The sequence below is a fragment of the Nonomuraea sp. NPDC050790 genome, assembly GCF_044456745.1.
Taxonomy (GTDB): domain Bacteria; phylum Actinomycetota; class Actinomycetes; order Streptosporangiales; family Streptosporangiaceae; genus Nonomuraea.
On sequence record NZ_JBITGF010000022.1, the window covers coordinates 16,490 to 33,842 of the forward strand.

Below are 17,353 nucleotides of genomic sequence, written 5' to 3' on the forward strand. Positions count from 1 at the left end.
GTGACTAGGGTGGACGATCAGGTTCTGGTGACCGCGGCGGAGATTGCACGGCTGGCCAAGGTAGAACGCGCCGCCGTAAGTAACTGGCGGCGCAGGCACCCAGACTTCCCTGGCCCCGTTGCCGGCACTGCGGCCAATCCGCTCTATGCGCTCCCTGAAGTTGAGCGCTGGCTGGCCGCCCGCGGCACCCCCGCCTCGATCACTCCGGCGGATCGGCTTTGGCAGGAATTGCGGGTGCACTACGAAGACGTTCGACTGGTCGACGGATTGGCCGACGTCGCCTCGTTCCTCTCCTGTCCCGATCTCGAGACCGTGTTGGCAGGGCAGTCCGACGAGGTCCTAACGGAGCGGATCCCCTCCGTGATCAGGCAGAGTTCCCCCCAGGGGACTTCGGCTTTCTCCTCTGGCCTGCGCCCCTCACAAGTGGCCTTCTGGCGTCGAACGGCAAATGCCGCCAGCGAGAACCCCACCGAATTCTTTGAGGAACTCCACAGCCGCTACATCGAGTCGACCTCGCGATCCACGCCAGCGACTTCACCCGAACTCGCGACACTGATCTCCGCTTTCGGGCGTCCAGGTGACCGGGTCCTCGATCCTGCGTGCGGCACCGGCGCTCTACTCTGGACCCTAACCGGCAAGGGAGCAGCCCACCTCGCTGGACAGGAGATCGACCCTGCGCTGGCTCGCATCGCCGCGTTTCGGCTACAACAGGCCGACATCCAGGCGGGCGACTCGCTTCGTGACGACAAGTTCCCCTACCCGTATGACCTCGTCATCTGTGATCCACCCACGGGCGTCAAGGAATGGGGGCACGAAGAACTCGGCTACGACCCACGCTGGGAGTTCGGCCTCCCGCCGCGCGCGGAATCGGAACTGGCCTGGGTACAACACTGCTACGCCCATGTGCGACCCGGTGGCAACGCAATCGTCGTCATGCCAATCGCCGCCGCGTCTCGACGGTCAGGACGACGAATCCGCAGCAGCCTTCTACGTTGCGGTGCTCTCCGCCAGGTCATCGCGCTACCGCCCAGACTGGCAAGCGCTCATGCACTTGGACTACACCTGTGGGTCCTCACTCGTCCAGAGGCCGAGTGCACTCCCCAGGCTGTGCAAATGATCGACGCCTCCGGTTTCGACCGGGAACAACTTCGCGCCGGCCTACCTGTCGATGCTGGCGTGGCTGTCCCTGTCGTCGAGCTGCTCGACGATGAGGTGGACCTCACCCCGGGCAGGTATGTCTCCCGTCCGACTCATAGCGTCGCGGACGATCACGCGGCAGCCTTGAAGGAGCTCAGCCCGTTACTACAGCGTTTGCCTCAAGCGCTTCCCAACCGGTATGAGCGGACCGAGCTCACAATGTCGATGGTGCCGATCGCCGACCTGGTCAAGACTGGATCTATCCTGCTGCTGCTCAACCGCGAAGCTCCCCGCTCCGACCTGCGCCCCCAGCCTGGTGACATCGTGGTGCCTGCCCTAGACCCCAGCACGGCGCCAACTGTGCTCAAAGAAGCACTCGACCACCCCCCACCTGACTGTCACCTACTACGCTGCGAGTCTGCCGTCCTCGATCCGTACTTCGTCGCGGGCTTTCTTCGCAGCGAGGCCAACCTCCGACAGGCAGTCACCGGGACCGGGACGTTCCGCTACGACGTACGGCGAGCAGTCATCCCACAGGTGCCGCTGGCGGAGCAGCGGCGCTATGGGGCAGAGTTCCGGCGGCTGGCCGAATTCGCCGACTTGCTGCGCCGTACAACGGCTCTCGGTGAAGATGTCGTACGGCTTGCCCATGACGGTTTGACAGGTGGGTTGTTTGACCCTGCTCTGGATGCTATGGAAGGCGATGTGACGTGAAGACCAGCCACAGTCAACTGGCGAACCTCATCTGGAAGGTGGCCGATCTCCTTCGCGGGAACTACAAGCAGTCCGAGTATGGCCGGGTGATCCTGCCGTTCACCGTGTTGCGGCGGATGGACTACGTCATGGAGCCGACACGCGAGCTGGTCTGGGAGAAGGACGCCGCCTACAACTTCCCCGACAAGGACGAGTTGATCTGCGACCAGATCGGTGTGCGCTTCTTCAACCGCTCGAAGCAGAGCTTCAAGACGATCGCCGCCGACCCTGCGAACGCTCGCAAGAATCTTGAGGACTACGTTCGGGGCTTCTCTAAGGCCGCCCGCGAGATCGTGGAGAAGTACGAGTTCGAGCGTCAGATCGTCCGCCTGGATAACGCCGGAGTGCTCTACAAGGTCATCACGGCCTTCGCCGACTTCCCTCTCGACCCCGAGCAGGTTGACAACCACGACATGGGGGTGATCTTCGAGGAGTTGATTCGCAAGTTCGCCGACGCCTCGAATGAGACCGCCGGAGAGCACTTCACCCCCCGTGAGGTCATCGAACTCATGGTCAACCTCCTCCTTGCCCCCGACCTCGGGAAATTCAGCCCAGGGGATGTCATCAACATCCTGGACCCTGCCTGCGGCACCGGCGGCATGCTCAGCGCGGCCGAGGAACACATCCGCGAGCAGGCAGTCCCCGGCCTCAACATCGAGGTGTTCGGTCAGGAGCTCAATGCCGAGTCCTACGCGATCTGTCAGTCCGACATGATGATGAAGGGTCACGACCCGGCCAACATCAAGCTCGGCAACTCCTTCAGCAATGACCGGCATCAGGGCAAGACCTTCGACTACATGCTGGCCAACCCGCCGTTCGGCGTCGAGTGGAAGAACGTCGAGGACGAAGTCAAAGCCGAGGCCGAGGCTCTCAAACACTCCGGCCGATTCGGGGCCGGCCTGCCGCGCATCAACGACGGTTCATTCCTCTTCCTCCAGCACATGACCTCCAAGATGCGCCAGCCGTCGCAGGGCGGCACTCGGCTCGCGATCGTCTTCAACGGCTCGCCCCTGTTCACCGGGGGGGCCGGCTCAGGCGAGTCGGAAATCCGGCGCTGGATCATCGAACGCGACCTCCTGGAGACTATCGTCGCCCTTCCCGACCAGCTGTTCTACAACACCGGCATCTCCACTTACTTCTGGATCCTGTCCAACCGCAAGGATCCGGCGCACAAGGGGAAGGTCGTTCTGATCGACGCCCGCGACTACTGGGCAAAGATGCGTAAGTCGCTGGGTGAGAAGCGCAAGGAGATCACCGACGGGCAGATCTTCGAGATCACCAAGCTATACGGCGAAGCGATCGACGCGGCCGAAGACCTATCGCACTGGGGCCACGGCAAGGTCAAGGTCTTCGACAACGAGGACTTCGGCTACCAGCGGATCACCATCGAGCGGCCGCTCCGGCAGCGGTTCGAACTGACCGAGGAGACCGTGAAGGCCATCGCGGAGACCAAGGCATTCGCGTCCTATAGAGAGGCCCAGCTGCTGCTTGAGGCCCTCAAGCCACTGATTGGTACAGCTTGGCCGACCCGAGCCGAGGCACGCAAGGCCATGCTGGCTGCTGCTGCCAAAGGCGGCGTCATCTGGCCAGGTGCCACCATCGACAAGGCAATTTGGGGCGTGATCGCGGTGTCCGATCCCGAGGGCGAGATCCAGATCAAGAAGGGTGAGCCACTTCCGGACCCCGACTTGCGTGACTACGAAAACGTGCCGTTGAAGGAAGATATCGACGATTACTTCGAGCGAGAAGTCCGGCCGCACGTCCCCAATGCTTGGATCGCTGAGGTCAAGGACCCAAAGACCAAAGAACTATCTCGCACCAAGATCGGCTACGACATCCCCGTCTCCCGGTACTTCTATACTTACAAACCGCCACGACCGCTTGCTGAGATCGATGAGGAACTAAAGCAACTTGAGGCCCAGATTCAGTCAATTCTGGGCGAGGTGATTAAGTGAGCAGCTCACAAACATGGCCATGGCTGCCGCCGTTGCCAGCAGATCGTCCGCTAGTTCGCCTGGGATTCATCAGCAGACTTCAGACAGGGTTAACTGTTCACGGTGGGCGCGATCTCGATGGCGATGTGGTGACGCGCCCGTATCTGAGAGTTGCCAACGTCCAAGCCGGTTGGGTGTCACTGGACGACATCACCGAAATTGTCGTCCCTCGCGAGATGGCGAACCGCAGCACCCTCCGCGAGGGCGATGTGCTGATGACAGAGGGAGGAGATCTCGACAAGCTGGGGCGTGGCACCGTCTGGAGAGACGAGATTCGAGGATGCCTGCACCAGAATCACGTTTTCGCCATCCGCCCTGATCCATCCAAGCTGAACGCGGATTATCTTGCCTGGGTTACTCAATCACTTCATGGGCGCTGCTATTTCGAGAGCACTGGGTCTCGGACAACGAATCTGGCTTCCACCAACAGCAGCAAGATCGCAGGCTTCCCAATCCCGCTGCCGAACCTCGACCTCCAGGAGCGGATCGCCGACTTCCTTGATCGGGAGATCGGTGCGATGAATGGTCTGTCGCTGTTGCGTTCCAGCAGCGAGAGGTTGCTTCGAGAGCGTCTCACGCTTCTCGTAGATGGAGCCGTTGTGGGAGATCCAGACGCTCTCCGAGAACTTGGTATCCCCTACCCTGCCGACATCCACCATCGCGTAAAGCTGTCTCGTGTTTGCGAGATCACTCCAGGCTTTTCGTTCCCTAGTGCCGAGTTCTCGCTGAACCCATCAGATACGAGACTGCTGCGTGGCGTAAACGTCGGAGTGGGCACTATCGATTGGTCCGAGTCCGTGTTCTGGCCTGCGGATCAGGCGAAGAAATTTGAGAGATTCTCGCTTAGGCAAGGCGATCTCATTATGGGTATGGACCGTCCTTGGATTTCTGAGGGATTGCGCTTGTCTATCATTCAAGATGCAGATCTTCCTGCTCTTCTCCTGCAGCGAGTCGCTCGCCTTCGCCCGCAGCGTGGCCTAAATGCAGATTTTCTATTCTGGACACTCTTCGCCTCACATCTTCGGAAGCTTGTTGAGGCTGAGCTTACTGGTGTATCTGTTCCGCATCTCAGTGGTGAGCAGATCGGTAGCTATCGTATCTGGCTTCCGGAAATGAAGGTACAGCGGATGATTGCCGAATCATTGCGGGAACAGGCAGCCGCACTGAAGGATTTGCGGTCGACAATTGATCGCCAACTGATGTTCCTCGCCGAGCGGAAGCAGACCCTTATCACAGCTGCAGTGACGGGACAGATCGATGCTACAACAGCTCGGGCGGTATAATGGGCCAGTCCACATCCCTCTTACGGCGAGTTCGGGTGACCAACCAAAGAGCATTGCCTTCTATGATATTACTTCTACGCCCTTGCTCGTATATCTGGGCCGGAATAGAGACGTCAATCGACTGCTGAAAGGTGTCTTATGAGCAGCGCGCACACCGAGAAGCCGTTCGAGGACGCGATCGAAACGTCCCTGCTGCGATCCGGGTGGAAGAAGAGTCTCTCCGCCCATTACAACCGCGAAATCGGGCTGGATACCTCCGAGATGTACGCCTTTATTGGGGCAACACAACCTGACGTTTGGGAAGAGCTGCTGCGCAGGCGGGGCGCGCGTGAGCCGTACGACCCGAAAAGAAATCCACAGCCGGTGGAGACCAATTCAGCGATGCGGGAGTTCGCCAAGCTGGTCGCTCGGGAGATCGATGGCCGTGGTGCCCTCGATGTGCTGCGCCGAGGAGTCAAGGACCAGGGTGTACGGATCGTGCTCGCCTACTTCCGGCCGAGCCATACACTGGCGGACGACGCTCTGAAGGAGTACGCCGAGAACCGGCTGACGATCACGCGACAGCTACGCTTTTCGGCCACCGATGTGATGCAGGCCCCGGACCTGACACTGTTTCTCAACGGCATCCCAGTGGCCACCGCCGAGTTGAAGAACGGCGGCACGGCCAGCAACGTGGGACATGCCAAGGATCAGTACCGCAGGCGGAACCCCAAGGAACTGCTGTTCGCCCGCCGTACCCTCGTGCACTTCGCCGTTGACCAGGACTTTGTGTTCATCACCACGCGCCTGGCCGGAGACAAGACGCGGTTCCTGCCGTTCAACACCGGCAGCCGAGGGCCGGGGAAGTATGGCGGGGCAGGCAATCCGCCACTGGCCGAAGGAGCCACCGGCTATCGCACGTCCTACCTGTGGGAGCAGGTGTGGGGGCCAGACGCCTGGCTCGATCTGCTCCAGAGGTTCCTACACGTTGAGGACGAGGGATTGAGGAAGGGCCGGGCGCCGGCGGCCAAGCGAGGCGACGCTCATCGCAAGCCGCTGATCTTTCCTCGGTTCCACCAGTGGCATGCCGTACGAGAACTGGCGGCTCATGCGGCACGGCACGGGGCAGGTGATAACTACCTCGTCGAGCATTCCGCCGGATCCGGCAAATCGAACTCGATCGCCTGGCTGGCGCACCGTTTGTCGTCGCTGCACACTCCGGCGGATCCCGCACTGATCGCCCCGGAGGCCCGCGCCAAGGGCATCGAGCCGAACGAGCCGGTCTTCGACAAGGTCATTGTGATGACTGACCGACGAGTGCTGGACAAGCAGCTCCAGGACACCATTCACCAGTTCGATCACGTGCTCGGCGTGGTCGAGCGCATCGATGAGGACTCCGACCAGCTCGCGAAGGCGTTGACCGGCCAGACGGCGCGGATCGTCATCACCACTTTGCAGAAGTTCAAATTCGTCAGGGAGAAGGTGTCGGGGCTCAACGACCGGCGATACGCGATCATCGTGGATGAGGCGCACTCATCGCAGTCGGGCGAATCGGCCGAGGGTGTGAAGGGGCTGCTCGGCAGCGGCAACGGTGACGAAGAAAGCGATCCGCTCACGGCTGCGGCCGCTCAGCGTGGGCGCCACCCCAACCTGTCGTACTTCGCCTTCACCGCCACCCCGAAGGACAAGACCCTCAATCTGTTTGGCACCAGGTCCCCGGAAGGAACACTGGAACCGTTCCACACCTACTCGATGCGGCAGGCCATCGACGAGGGCTTCATCCTGGACGTGCTGAGCAACTACAGCACCTACGACACCTACTTCCGGCTGCGTAACGCCGCCCTCGAGGTAGAACTGGAGGCGGACCCGACAGTCGACGCGCGGGCGGCTAGAGCTGCGCTGGTGCGCGCGGTCAAGCTCAACCCAGCCGCGCTTGATCAGCAAGCGCAGATCATCGTCGATCACTTCCGTGAACATGTCAGGTTCCGGCTAGGCGGACGCGCCAAGGCTATGGTCGTGACCGGCAGTCGCAGGCACGCCGTCCGGCTGTACCAGGCCATCCGCGCTTACGTTGACCAGCGCGAATTCACCGACTGCGGTGCTCTTGTGGCCTTCTCCGGCACGCTCACCCTCGACGGCACTGATTACACCGAAGGCAAGCTGAACGGGTTCTCCGACCGGGATACGCCCACCCGGTTCGGCTACGTCAAGGCTGATGACCCGCACGCGGCCACCCGGGATCAGGCTGAGTACCGGATCCTAGTGGTTGCGGACAAGTACCAGACCGGATTCGACCAGCCCCTACTGACTGCGATGTACATCGACAAGAAGCTGGAAGGGGTGGCCGCCGTTCAGACTCTGTCCAGGCTGAACCGGACCCATCCGCTCAAGCAGAAGGAGGACGTCTTCGTCCTCGACTTCGCCAACGACGCCGAGCGGATCCAAGACTCGTTCCAGCGGTACTACGAGGAGGCCAACGCCCAGCCTGCGGATGTCAACGTGCTCTACCGAATTGAACAGGAATTGCGCGGCTATCAACTGCTCGACGACGTGGAGATCGAGGCGTTCGCCCGCGCTCAAGTAGAGTCCGAGGCACCGGGAACGACCCGAGCAGAGATCGAGAAGGCACATGAACTGCTCAACCGGCTCACCGAGCCGGCCAGGGACCGCTATCGCAACGTGGAGGTCACAGACCCGGAGCGGGCTGAAGAGTTCCGTAAGAACCTGGACCAGTTCGTTCGCGCATACAGTTACCTCGCCCAGGTGGCAGGCTTCCCGGACCCGGAACTGGAAAGTCTCTACCGATTCGCCCGCTACCTCGCGGCCCGGATCAGGCCTGATGCCGGAGCTGGGGTTGACCTCGGGCCGGTAGACCTGACCCACTTGCGGATCGTCCAAGCCGGTCAGCAGGATGTGAATCTTGAGCCTCAGGGGCCACAACTTTTGCCCAGCTTCTCGGCCGATGGCAGCGGCGGTGGACGAGAGGAGGAAGAGGTACCGCTCTCCCAGGTAATCGCGGAAATCAATGACAAGTTCGGCTGGAATCTAGATACCGGCGATCAGATCTGGTTCGGCCAGCAGGTCATCGCGCTCGCGGAAAACGAGGCGATCCAGCAGGCAGGGCTGGTTCTCGACGACCTTGACAAGTTCGGCCAGGTCTTCGACAAGCACCTGCGCCGGGTGGTTGGCGAACGGGCCGAGGCGAACGACACGCTCGTGAAGCGGTTCTTCGGGGAAGATCCGGAATTCAAAGAGGTCTTTACTCAGGTGGCCCGCAAGCAAGCCTACGACCTGATCCGCCGACCAGTGCGAAGAGAGGCAGAACGGAGGCTGGGCCGTACAGGCGGAATGTCAGCAGACGGTAGATCCGAAGGGTAATCTCCTGCTTGTCGGAAATTGATCGCTACTGTCAGGCTGGTAGCCATGACCAATGCTCGGCACATCGCCCACCGCTACCGGCTGCACGAGCCGATCGGTCAAGGTGGCATGGGCGAGGTCTGGAAGGGTTACGACCCCGTGCTAGACCGACGTGTGGCGATCAAGTTGATGAAGGAACCGCATCCGCTCATCGGCGATCCGGAGATCGCACGCAAGCGGTTCCTGCGCGAGGTCAAGGCCTCCGCGAGCTTGAGCTGTCCGGGCATCCCGGCTGTTCACGACGCCGGCGAGGATCCGGACTCCGGTCACCTCTACGTCGTAATGGAGCTGCTGAGCGGGGCCGAGGTTCACGACCTGATCGGCGAGCAAGACTATCAGGAACACCCGCCTGCGATCGTGTGGGCGGCGGCTATCGGAGCACAGGTTGCGGCGACGCTCGCTGAAGTGCATCGGATCGGTGTGGTCCACCGGGATATCAAGCCGCGCAACTTGTTCGTCACGACGGGTGGCGTTGTTAAGGTGCTGGATTTCGGCATCGCGGCTCTTCTGGATGGCGGCGAGAACGCACGGCTGACCATGGTCGGGCAGACCATCGGTACCCCTCCCTACATGTCTCCCGAGCAATGCCTGTCCAGTGGTCTAGGGCCATCCACTGACGTTTATGGGCTGGGTTGTGTACTGCACGAGCTGGTGACGGGAAAGCTTGTCTTCGGCGCGGGCAACGACGTCAGGTATCACCATGTCCGCAGTGCGCCGCCTGCGATCACAAGCTTGCGTGCTGACGTCCCATCGGAGATCGAAGCGTTGATCTTGCGGATGCTCGCCAAAGACGCCGACGACCGTCCTGATGCGGAGGCCGTTTATGATGCGCTCCTGCCGTTCACGGTTTCTGGCGAAAGTACGCCACCACGACCGGATCTCGATCCAACACGGCCATTCAGCAGGCCCATGTCGGCGACGCCACGTCGGCGACCAGCACCGATAGTTCCCAGTACGCGCGAGGCGCTCTCCCCTGCAGAGGCCGAGCAGATCAGGGAACAGGCTGCTCAGCTCGCAGGTGCCGACCAGTTCGCTGCGGCAACCGACCTTCTCGTCGAGGCGATTGCCCGCAGTGGAGATGACCGGGAGCTGGCCGCGGACCTACGGATTCGGCTGGCCGGTGTGTTATTCACGGCAGGCGCGTACCGGCGTGCACTCAGTGAGTTCGAAGCCGCGAGGGCAACGTTCAGCCAGCTGTACGGGGAAGACGATCCGGACGTCCTGGAATGCCGTTACTACGCGGCAACTTGTCGATCGCTTCTGGGGGAGGACACCGTAGCCCTGGAAGCGTTCCAGAGCTTGCTGCCAGTCTGGGCGCCGGTCGCTGCAGAAGATGATCCTCGAACCGAGGACATTCGGCTTCAGATCGGCGTACTTCTCGCTCGAACGCGCAACTTCTCTGACGCACGATTGGTTCTCCAGAAGATACGCGAGAAGCGAGCGGAGAAGTTCGGCACCAGTTCCCCAAATGTTGCCGAGATCGACGGATACATCGCTCGCCTGCATCAATATGAGCAGGAGGAACCACCTACGGAGGAGGGCTGAGGCATACGGTGCCACGCGCGTGCTAGACAGGGACGTCCCCTTGCTCCGCACAACGATCTAGATTGCCCGCAAGGAAATTGATCGCTGTTCTCTGTCGGCGCCTGCGTTACCGTTTCGCACGGTTCGATGCATTAGATCTGGAGGGTGCTCGTGGCAACGAACAAGACGCTTGTGTGTCTGGCGAACTCCCGTAAGCACGCAGGGCGATGCGTCGCAGGGATCGTTGAGGGTAGCCAGACAGGGTGGATACGCCCCGTCAGTGCTCGCCCAACCGGCGAGGTCTCCCAGGGTGAGCGACAACTTGAAGACGGTTCAGATCCGCGTGTCCTCGACATCATATCCGTGCCACTTCTCCAGCCTCAACCACACAACTACCAGAGTGAGAATTGGATCCTCGATCCGAACCAGCGTTGGAGGAAAATTGGCCGGGCTGGATGGGGCGAACTACTCACACTTGAGCAGCATTCCGGGCCGTTATGGATCAACGGATACAGCTCATACCACGGCAGCAATGACCGCGTGCCAACTCGGCAAGCGGACACGCTCGGGAATTCACTGAAGCTTATCCGAGTCAGCCGAGTGAGGCTGCAGGTACACGTCCCTGGTATAGCGTTCGGTGATTCGACGCGGCGGGTTGTTAGGGCTCATTTCCGCCATGCAGGCTCTCAATATATACTCTCAGTGACCGATCCGGATTATGAGCACGCATACCTCGCCAAGCGAGACGGTATCTATGAAATAGGCGAATCATTCATCACAGTGAGCCTCGGCGAACCGCATACCGATGAATGTACATACAAGTTAGTTGCAGCCATTATGGAGCGAGCGAGGATCGAGACAGGAAGTGAGAAGTGACGCCCAACACCCTACTTACAATCGGCCACTCCACACATAGCTTCTCGCATTTGCTGAACCTGCTAGGAAAGCACGAAATCACGGCTGTTGCGGATGTGCGCTCGATACCCATCAGTCGGTTCACCCCCCACTTCAACCGAGACACCGTGAAGCGCAGTTTGCATGACGTCAGCATCAAGTACGTATTCCTCGGCAGAGAACTTGGAGCGCGCACGAACGACGCTAATTGCTACGTCGACGGACGGGTACAGTACCGGCGACTCGCCCAGACTCCTGAATTCGCCAACGGCATCAAACGCCTCCTGAAGGGTGCACGCACCGAGCGAATCGCCATCATGTGCACTGAGCAAGAGCCACTAGACTGCCATCGCACAATCCTTGTCGCGCGCGTGCTTGCAGAACACGGCGTCGCTATCGATCACATCCATGGGGACGGGCATACCGAGAACCACACCTCGGCAATGCGGCGCCTCATGGCCAAATTCGGCCTCGACCAAGATGACATGCTTTACACGCCAACCGAACGCCTAGAACAGGCACTGAGTCGCCAGGAACGCCAGATCGCGTATTTCAACGAAGACTTCGCATCATTGGGACACTAAGAAGATGAAAATCTATACGATTGGTTTCACGAGAAAAACCGCTGAGCGGTTTTTCGGACTGTTGCGTGAAGCTGGAGTGACAACGCTCGTTGATGTACGCCTGAACAACGTCTCACAACTGGCGGGTTTCGCCAAGCGTGATGACCTGAAATACTTCCTCAACGAGATCTGTGGCGTTAATTACGCTCACCGACTCGATCTAGCGCCGACGCAGCCCATGCTCGACGACTACAAGAAGCATGGCACTAGCTGGACAGCTTATGAAGAGCGTTTTTTGGAACTCATACAGCATCGTCACATCGAGGATACAATCTCACAGAATTTGATCAATAACGCGGTCTTGCTCTGTAGCGAAGACAAGGCGCAGCACTGTCACCGTCGTCTAGTCGCAGAGTACCTCGCACAGCACTGGAACAACGTCACGATTGAGCATCTGGACTGAAGCGCGCTTCAGCTGATTTCCTCCCATGGCACGTCGGTACCGTGCTGATGTACCGGTTCTATACTCTCGGAAGCGGGCGGATAGGAGATGTTGCGGGCCATCCCAGGAATTAGCGCCCGCTGCCTTTACGCCCACTCCAACGCCTCGATCTCGTCCGCTCTGAGCGGACACCCGCATGTGCCAACGTAACTTTCACAAGCAAGGCACACTGCCCAGCACGTGGAGAACCGACCACTGCCTTACTCCACGACCTTGCCTCACTGGCTAACAAGTTGGCTCCTCCTGAGCCGGTGTGAACTAATTCTTCGCTCATGGCACCAAGCCCGGTAGCGGCCCGATCGTCCGCGAAGGAGGAGGGGGACGCCGTACAACTGGACGCGTAAGAAAGCCAGCAGACGCGAATAGCCCGACTGATCGCCCAGCCAGCCACGGGTGTAGTACGTCAGGCCACGGGAATGTGGTGTATAGGGATGGGGATAACGCTGGGACATGTGCGTCCGGTGGCGCTCAGTCCTCGGACACAGACTCTTCGCCGATGTGATCCTGGTCGCTCTTGGATGCGGCCAGGATCTTTGTTTTCCCGGGCACCTTGGCCTTGCGGGTGTGGTTCGGCTCGCTCCAGGACGTCCATGCAGTCTTCTGGTCAGGTCGCGGCGGAGCCGTGCTGGCGCGTGGAAGCGCTGCACAAGTGCACGTATCCGCCGGCCGAGGCGGCAGTGCCGTTCATACACACGCTGGTGCTGGCCGAGACACTGACGTCCTCTTTGAAAGTGAGCCCAGAGGTCTCAGGAGGACCCGCCTGGCTCACCGGGTCGCCTTCGCGCCGACTCCCGGGGCGGTTTGCGGTTGGTGGGCGGGTCGGCTGATTGAGTTGGCCTCGCTTCGATGCTGGTCGCTGCTTGGGCAACCTGGGTTCGGTGTGTACAGGGGGGTGTCAGGGGGCGTGTCAGTGCTGTGACGGCTCGGTATCAGGGCGGTCGGCGAAGGTTGCGGACATGAACGGTTCCGGGGTTGCGGAACCGGGACACGACGAACTGCACGCGAGGAGATCGATGATGGAAAGCGGTAAGAGCGGCTTCTCCGAGGCGGGCCTGCGCAGGGTGCGTGAGGTGCTGGAGCGGCATGTGGAGTCGGGGAAGGTTCCCGGCGTGGTGGCGCTGGTCGGGCGGGGCGGGCGGGCCCATGTCGAGGCGGTCGGGACGATGCGGCATGACGGCGGGGAGCCGATGCGCAGGGACACCATCTTCAGGATGGCGTCCACGTCCAAGCCGGTCTCGATGGCGGCGGCGATGATCCTCCTGGATGAGTGCCGGATCCGGCTGGATGACCTGGTCGAGCAGTGGCTGCCCGAGCTCGCGGACCGGCAGGTGCTCAAGCGGATCGACTCTCCGCTGGACGACACGGTGCCGGCTCGCAGGCCGATCACCGTGCGGGACGTGCTGACCTCCACCTTCGGGCTTGGGATGGACATGACGGCGCTGGGCACGCCGATCATGAACGCGGTCTTCGAGAACGGGCTCACCCCCGACCTGCCCACGCCGATGCCCGAGCCGGACGAGTGGATGCGCCGCCTGGGCACGCTTCCGCTGATGTACCAGCCCGGCGAGCGCTGGCAGTACCACATCAGCAACGACCTGGTCGGGGTGCTGGTGGCGCGGGTGACCGGGCAGTCGTTCGAGACGTTTCTGCGGGAACGTCTCTTCGGTCCGCTCGGGATGACGGACACGGGGTTCCACGTGCCCGCCGATCAGATCGAAAGGCTGCCGGCGCTGTACGCCCCGGACCCGCAGACCGGCGAGTTCCACGTGTGGGACGACGCGGCGACCGGGCGCTGGAGCCGGCCGCCGGCGTTCCCGGGCGGTGGCGGTGGGCTGGTCTCCACCGTCGACGACTACCACGCCTACTTCCGGATGCTGCTGAACGACGGTGTGCACGAGGGGCAGCGGATTCTGTCGCGGCCCGCCGTACAGCTGATGACCACCAACCGTCTCACCGCCGAGCAGACGGCCGCGCGGACCACGATGGCCACCGACAACGTGCACCTGTCGTTCGGCCAGGGGCAGCACGGCGGCTGGGGGTACGGCATGGCCGTACGCACCTACCGCGGCGACTACGCCCCCATCGGCCAGTTCGGCTGGGACGGCGGCAGCGGCACCTCCACCTACGCCGACCCCCACCACGGGGTCACCGGCCTCCTGCTCACCCAGGTGGGCATGACCGTCCCGAGCTCGGCCCGCCTCATCCACGATTTCTGGACCACCCTCTACCAGGCTGTCGACGCCTGACCTTCGCGATGGGCGTCGGATCGCAGTGCCGCGGCGTGTCACGGGGTCGCTTCTGACCCCGTGACACCGCGCAGCAGATGGAGATTCTGTTCTCCACCCGCTGAGCTGGGGTTCCACGTGGCCGGCGAGGGACAAAGCCGAGCATTTATGCAGGTCACGCCATGTTTGGCGAAGCTCTTCCGCGTCGTTCGGTGATCGTCCACGGGGTGAAAACCGGGTGACATTTGGTGTCTCTTGCCGGAATGTTGGGCGGGGGCGATGAGTTTTGTCGGTGGTGCCGGTCAGTCTTTGCATGACCACGACTTCTTGTGAGACCCAAGGCTGGGATGCCAGCCGTGACCACGTCATATCCGACAATCCAGATCGAGGTTCCGTGTCCAGTCCTCAGCTCGACTCACCCGCCAAGCCCGCGACGGACGTCGTCGCGGGTCGTACCCCGGCCGTGATCCGGCTGCTGGTGCTCGCCACGTTCGTGGTCATTCTCAATGAAACGATCATGATCAATGCGATCCCGCAGCTCATGGAGGCTCTGCACATCACGGAGCAGACCGCCCAGTGGCTCTCGACCGCCTTCATGTTGACCATGGCCGCTGTCATCCCGATCACCGGATGGTTCTTGCAGCGCGTGTCCACACGCAGTGCGTACACCACGGCGATGGGCTTGTTCCTGCTCGGCACGGCGTTGGCCGCCGCCGCGCCGGCTTTTGAGGTGCTGCTTGCCGCCCGGATCATCCAGGCGTCCGGCACCGCGGTGATGATGCCGCTGCTCATGACCACGCTGATGCAGGTCGTGCCCGCTTCCGACCGTGGCCGGGTGATGGGCAATCTTTCCCTCGCCATCTCGGTCGCGCCTGCCATGGGGCCGGCGGTGTCGGGTTTGATCCTTCAGTTCGGCTCGTGGCGGCTGCTGTTCATCGTGGTGCTCCCCATCGCGGCGCTGATCACCTGGGGCGGGCTGAAGAGGCTCAAGAACGTCGGTGAGCCCAAGATCAGCACGATCGACTGGCTGAGCGTGGTGACGGCCGCCGCCGGTTTCGGCGGGTTCGTGTACGGTCTCAGCCGGTTCGAGGGCGGCTCCCCCGGGACCGCCGCCGCGATCGTGGGCGTCGGGCTGCTGCTGATCGGGGCCTTCGTCGTTCGTCAGATGTCGCTGCAGAAGCGCGGTACGCCGCTGATGGACCTGCGGACGCTGCGCCACCGCACGTACACCGTCGCGCTGATTCTCATGTCGGTCGCCTTCATGTCGATGCTCGGCTCGATGATCCTGCTGCCGCTGTATCTGCAGACCATCCGCGGGCTCAGCCCCCTGGAGACCGGCCTTCTGGTGATGCCCGGTGGTCTCGCCATGGGACTGCTCGGTCCGACCGTCGGGCGGCTGTTCGACAAGTTCGGTGGGCGGGTGCTGGTCATTCCCGGTTCCATCGGGATCATGCTCGCGCTGGTCGGGTTCACTCAGGTCACCATGACCATGCCGTTCTGGCAGATTCTGGGCCTGCATGCTCTGCTCATGGTGAGCCTGGCGGCCACGTTCACTCCGGTGTTCACGCTCGGGCTCGGTGCGGTTCCGTCGGATCTGTACTCTCACGGCAGCTCGATTCTGAGCACGTTGCAGCAGGTGTCCGCGGCCATCGGCACCGCGCTGGTGATCACCGTGATGAGCGCGCGGGCCGACTCGCTGAAGGCCGAGGGCGTCCTGGCGAACGTCGCCCTTCTCGACGGCATGCGGCTGGCGTTCATCATCGGCGCGGTGCTGTCCGTGGCCGTGGTGATCACCGCTCTGCTCCTTCCCGCTCGGGCGGACAACGCCGTCGAGCACTAGAAAGCACTGATTCGTGAGGGTCCGCCGGTGAGTGGCGGGCCCTCACGGGTGTTCAGGGTCCATGTCGTACGCGTCCGTAGTCGGCCAGGGCGTGGAAGGCGGTTTTCGGGTCCCAGGGAAGACCTGGGTAGGCGGTGCCGGTGCGGGCGTACTCAAGGACCTTGACGACGCCGAAGGCGGCGGTGTCGAAGTCGCGCTCGGGGTCGTCGGAGTGGGGCAGGTGCCGGTTGGCGAAGGTGTTGACGAAGGCCGCGTCCACGCCTGCCTCCTCGTAGATGGTGAGGAGTTCCAGGACGTATCTCGCCTGTTCGTCCTCGTCCCTGGTCACGGGGGCGAGGCGGCGGGGGCGGGCGTGCTCATCGAACTCGACGATGGAGTCGCCGCGGCCGCCGAGGGCCGCGGCTCCCTTGTGGGTGGCGCAGCCGAACTCGGTCACCGCGAACGGCTTGCCCTGCGCGACCTGGGCCCGCAGTCCTTCCAGCCAGCCGGGCGGGGTGGTCGCGTCGCGGTAGCCGGCGTCGGTGGCGATGACGTCGAACGGCGTCCAGTCGACCCTCTCGAAGGGGAGCGAGGCGTAGCCGACCTGGCCGGTGAAACGTTCGCGTACCCCTGCCACGGCCTCCTTGAGGAAGGCGTTGACGGCGCTGTGCAGAGCGGGGAGGGCGGCGCGCATGCGTTCGGGGTCGCTGAAGAGGCCCAGGCGCTCCTCAAGGGTGTCGCCGGGCAGGAAACCACTGGTGAACAGGCTGATCTCCGAGCCGGTGAGAAGGACGACGTTCGCCCCTGAGCGGCGCAGGCGTTCGGCTCGCTCGGCGGCGTCGAGGAGGAACGCCATCAGCTCGTCCTGGGTCAGGCCGTTGGTGAACGGCGAATACCAGATCTCCAGGCCCGCTTCCGCCGCGTGCCGGGCCGCGGTTTCCAGGCGGTCCTGGACGCCTCCGGTGATGCGTACGGCGTCGCAGCCCAGGTCGTCGTGGATGATCCGCATCTCCCTGCGGACGACGCCGGGGTCGAAGGGCTCGTGGGTGGTGGATCCGGCGGAGGTGAAGCCGGTGTCGTAGGTGATTCCGTAGGCGCGCATCAGAAGTCCATCTCCCCACCACTCGGGACGGCAGGGGCCTTGTCCGGCTTCTCGGCGATGACGGCTTCGGTGGTGAGGAAGAGTGCCGCGATGGAGGCGGCGTTCTGCAGGGCCGAGCGGGTGACCTTGGCGGGGTCGAGGATGCCCGACTCGAACATGTT

11 protein-coding genes are annotated in these 17,353 nt (G+C 62.3%); 10 read left to right on the forward strand and 1 reads right to left on the reverse strand.

Annotated elements, in window-relative coordinates:
- The first annotated feature begins 9 nt into the window (after positions 1-9).
- From ACIBEJ_RS51920 to ACIBEJ_RS51965, 10 genes are all read left to right on the forward strand, one after another.
- On the forward strand, positions 10-1,851 hold the full coding sequence (locus tag ACIBEJ_RS51920; protein WP_397190475.1) for an N-6 DNA methylase: 1,842 nt from the start codon (positions 10-12) through the stop codon (positions 1,849-1,851).
- The gene (locus tag ACIBEJ_RS51925; protein ID WP_397190476.1) at positions 1,848-3,845 is read left to right on the forward strand and encodes an N-6 DNA methylase; all 1,998 of its coding nucleotides are present in this window, start codon (positions 1,848-1,850) and stop codon (positions 3,843-3,845) included. Before ACIBEJ_RS51920 ends, ACIBEJ_RS51925 begins: the two co-directional genes overlap by 4 nt.
- Positions 3,842-5,167 (forward strand): hypothetical protein, encoded by a 1,326-nt coding sequence (locus ACIBEJ_RS51930; RefSeq protein WP_397190477.1) that lies wholly within the window; start codon positions 3,842-3,844, stop codon positions 5,165-5,167. The genes ACIBEJ_RS51925 and ACIBEJ_RS51930 overlap by 4 nt, the downstream gene beginning before the upstream one ends.
- Positions 5,168-5,305: 138 nt before the next feature.
- A complete protein-coding gene (locus ACIBEJ_RS51935; RefSeq protein WP_397190478.1) occupies positions 5,306-8,524 on the forward strand; it encodes a type I restriction endonuclease subunit R in 3,219 nt (1,072 codons plus the stop codon).
- Positions 8,525-8,569: 45 nt separating this feature from the next.
- Positions 8,570-10,108 (forward strand): protein kinase, encoded by a 1,539-nt coding sequence (locus ACIBEJ_RS51940; protein WP_397190479.1) that lies wholly within the window; start codon positions 8,570-8,572, stop codon positions 10,106-10,108.
- Positions 10,109-10,279: 171 nt separating this feature from the next.
- The gene (locus ACIBEJ_RS51945) at positions 10,280-10,963 is read left to right on the forward strand and encodes a dual OB domain-containing protein (protein WP_397190484.1); all 684 of its coding nucleotides are present in this window, start codon (positions 10,280-10,282) and stop codon (positions 10,961-10,963) included.
- A 50-nt stretch (positions 10,964-11,013) separates the two neighbouring features.
- Positions 11,014-11,565 (forward strand): DUF488 family protein, encoded by a 552-nt coding sequence (locus tag ACIBEJ_RS51950; RefSeq protein ID WP_397190480.1) that lies wholly within the window; start codon positions 11,014-11,016, stop codon positions 11,563-11,565.
- 4 nt (positions 11,566-11,569) lie between these two features.
- Complete coding sequence (locus ACIBEJ_RS51955) at positions 11,570-12,007, forward strand: DUF488 family protein (protein ID WP_397190481.1); 438 nt, start codon at positions 11,570-11,572, stop codon at positions 12,005-12,007.
- A 1,055-nt stretch (positions 12,008-13,062) separates the two neighbouring features.
- On the forward strand, positions 13,063-14,292 hold the full coding sequence (locus tag ACIBEJ_RS51960; RefSeq protein WP_397190485.1) for a serine hydrolase domain-containing protein: 1,230 nt from the start codon (positions 13,063-13,065) through the stop codon (positions 14,290-14,292).
- A gap of 442 nt (positions 14,293-14,734) precedes the next feature.
- Positions 14,735-16,111: a DHA2 family efflux MFS transporter permease subunit gene (locus ACIBEJ_RS51965; protein ID WP_397190482.1), complete on the forward strand. Its 1,377-nt coding sequence runs from the start codon at positions 14,735-14,737 to the stop codon at positions 16,109-16,111.
- A 52-nt stretch (positions 16,112-16,163) separates the two neighbouring features.
- Here ACIBEJ_RS51965 and ACIBEJ_RS51970 read toward each other — a convergent pair whose 3' ends face one another.
- Positions 16,164-17,192: a hypothetical protein gene (locus ACIBEJ_RS51970; protein WP_397190483.1), complete on the reverse strand. Its 1,029-nt coding sequence runs from the start codon at positions 17,190-17,192 to the stop codon at positions 16,164-16,166.
- Between the last annotated feature and the right edge of the window lie 161 nt (positions 17,193-17,353).

Coding starts and splice junctions, on each gene's coding strand:
- ACIBEJ_RS51935 (WP_397190478.1), top strand. CDS start 5,306: ATGAGCAGCGCGCACACCGAGAAGCCGTTCGAGGACGCGATCGAAACG.
- ACIBEJ_RS51940 (WP_397190479.1), top strand. CDS start 8,570: ATGACCAATGCTCGGCACATCGCCCACCGCTACCGGCTGCACGAGCCG.
- ACIBEJ_RS51955 (WP_397190481.1), top strand. CDS start 11,570: ATGAAAATCTATACGATTGGTTTCACGAGAAAAACCGCTGAGCGGTTT.
- ACIBEJ_RS51960 (WP_397190485.1), top strand. CDS start 13,063: ATGGAAAGCGGTAAGAGCGGCTTCTCCGAGGCGGGCCTGCGCAGGGTG.
- ACIBEJ_RS51970 (WP_397190483.1), bottom strand. CDS start 17,192: ATGCGCGCCTACGGAATCACCTACGACACCGGCTTCACCTCCGCCGGA.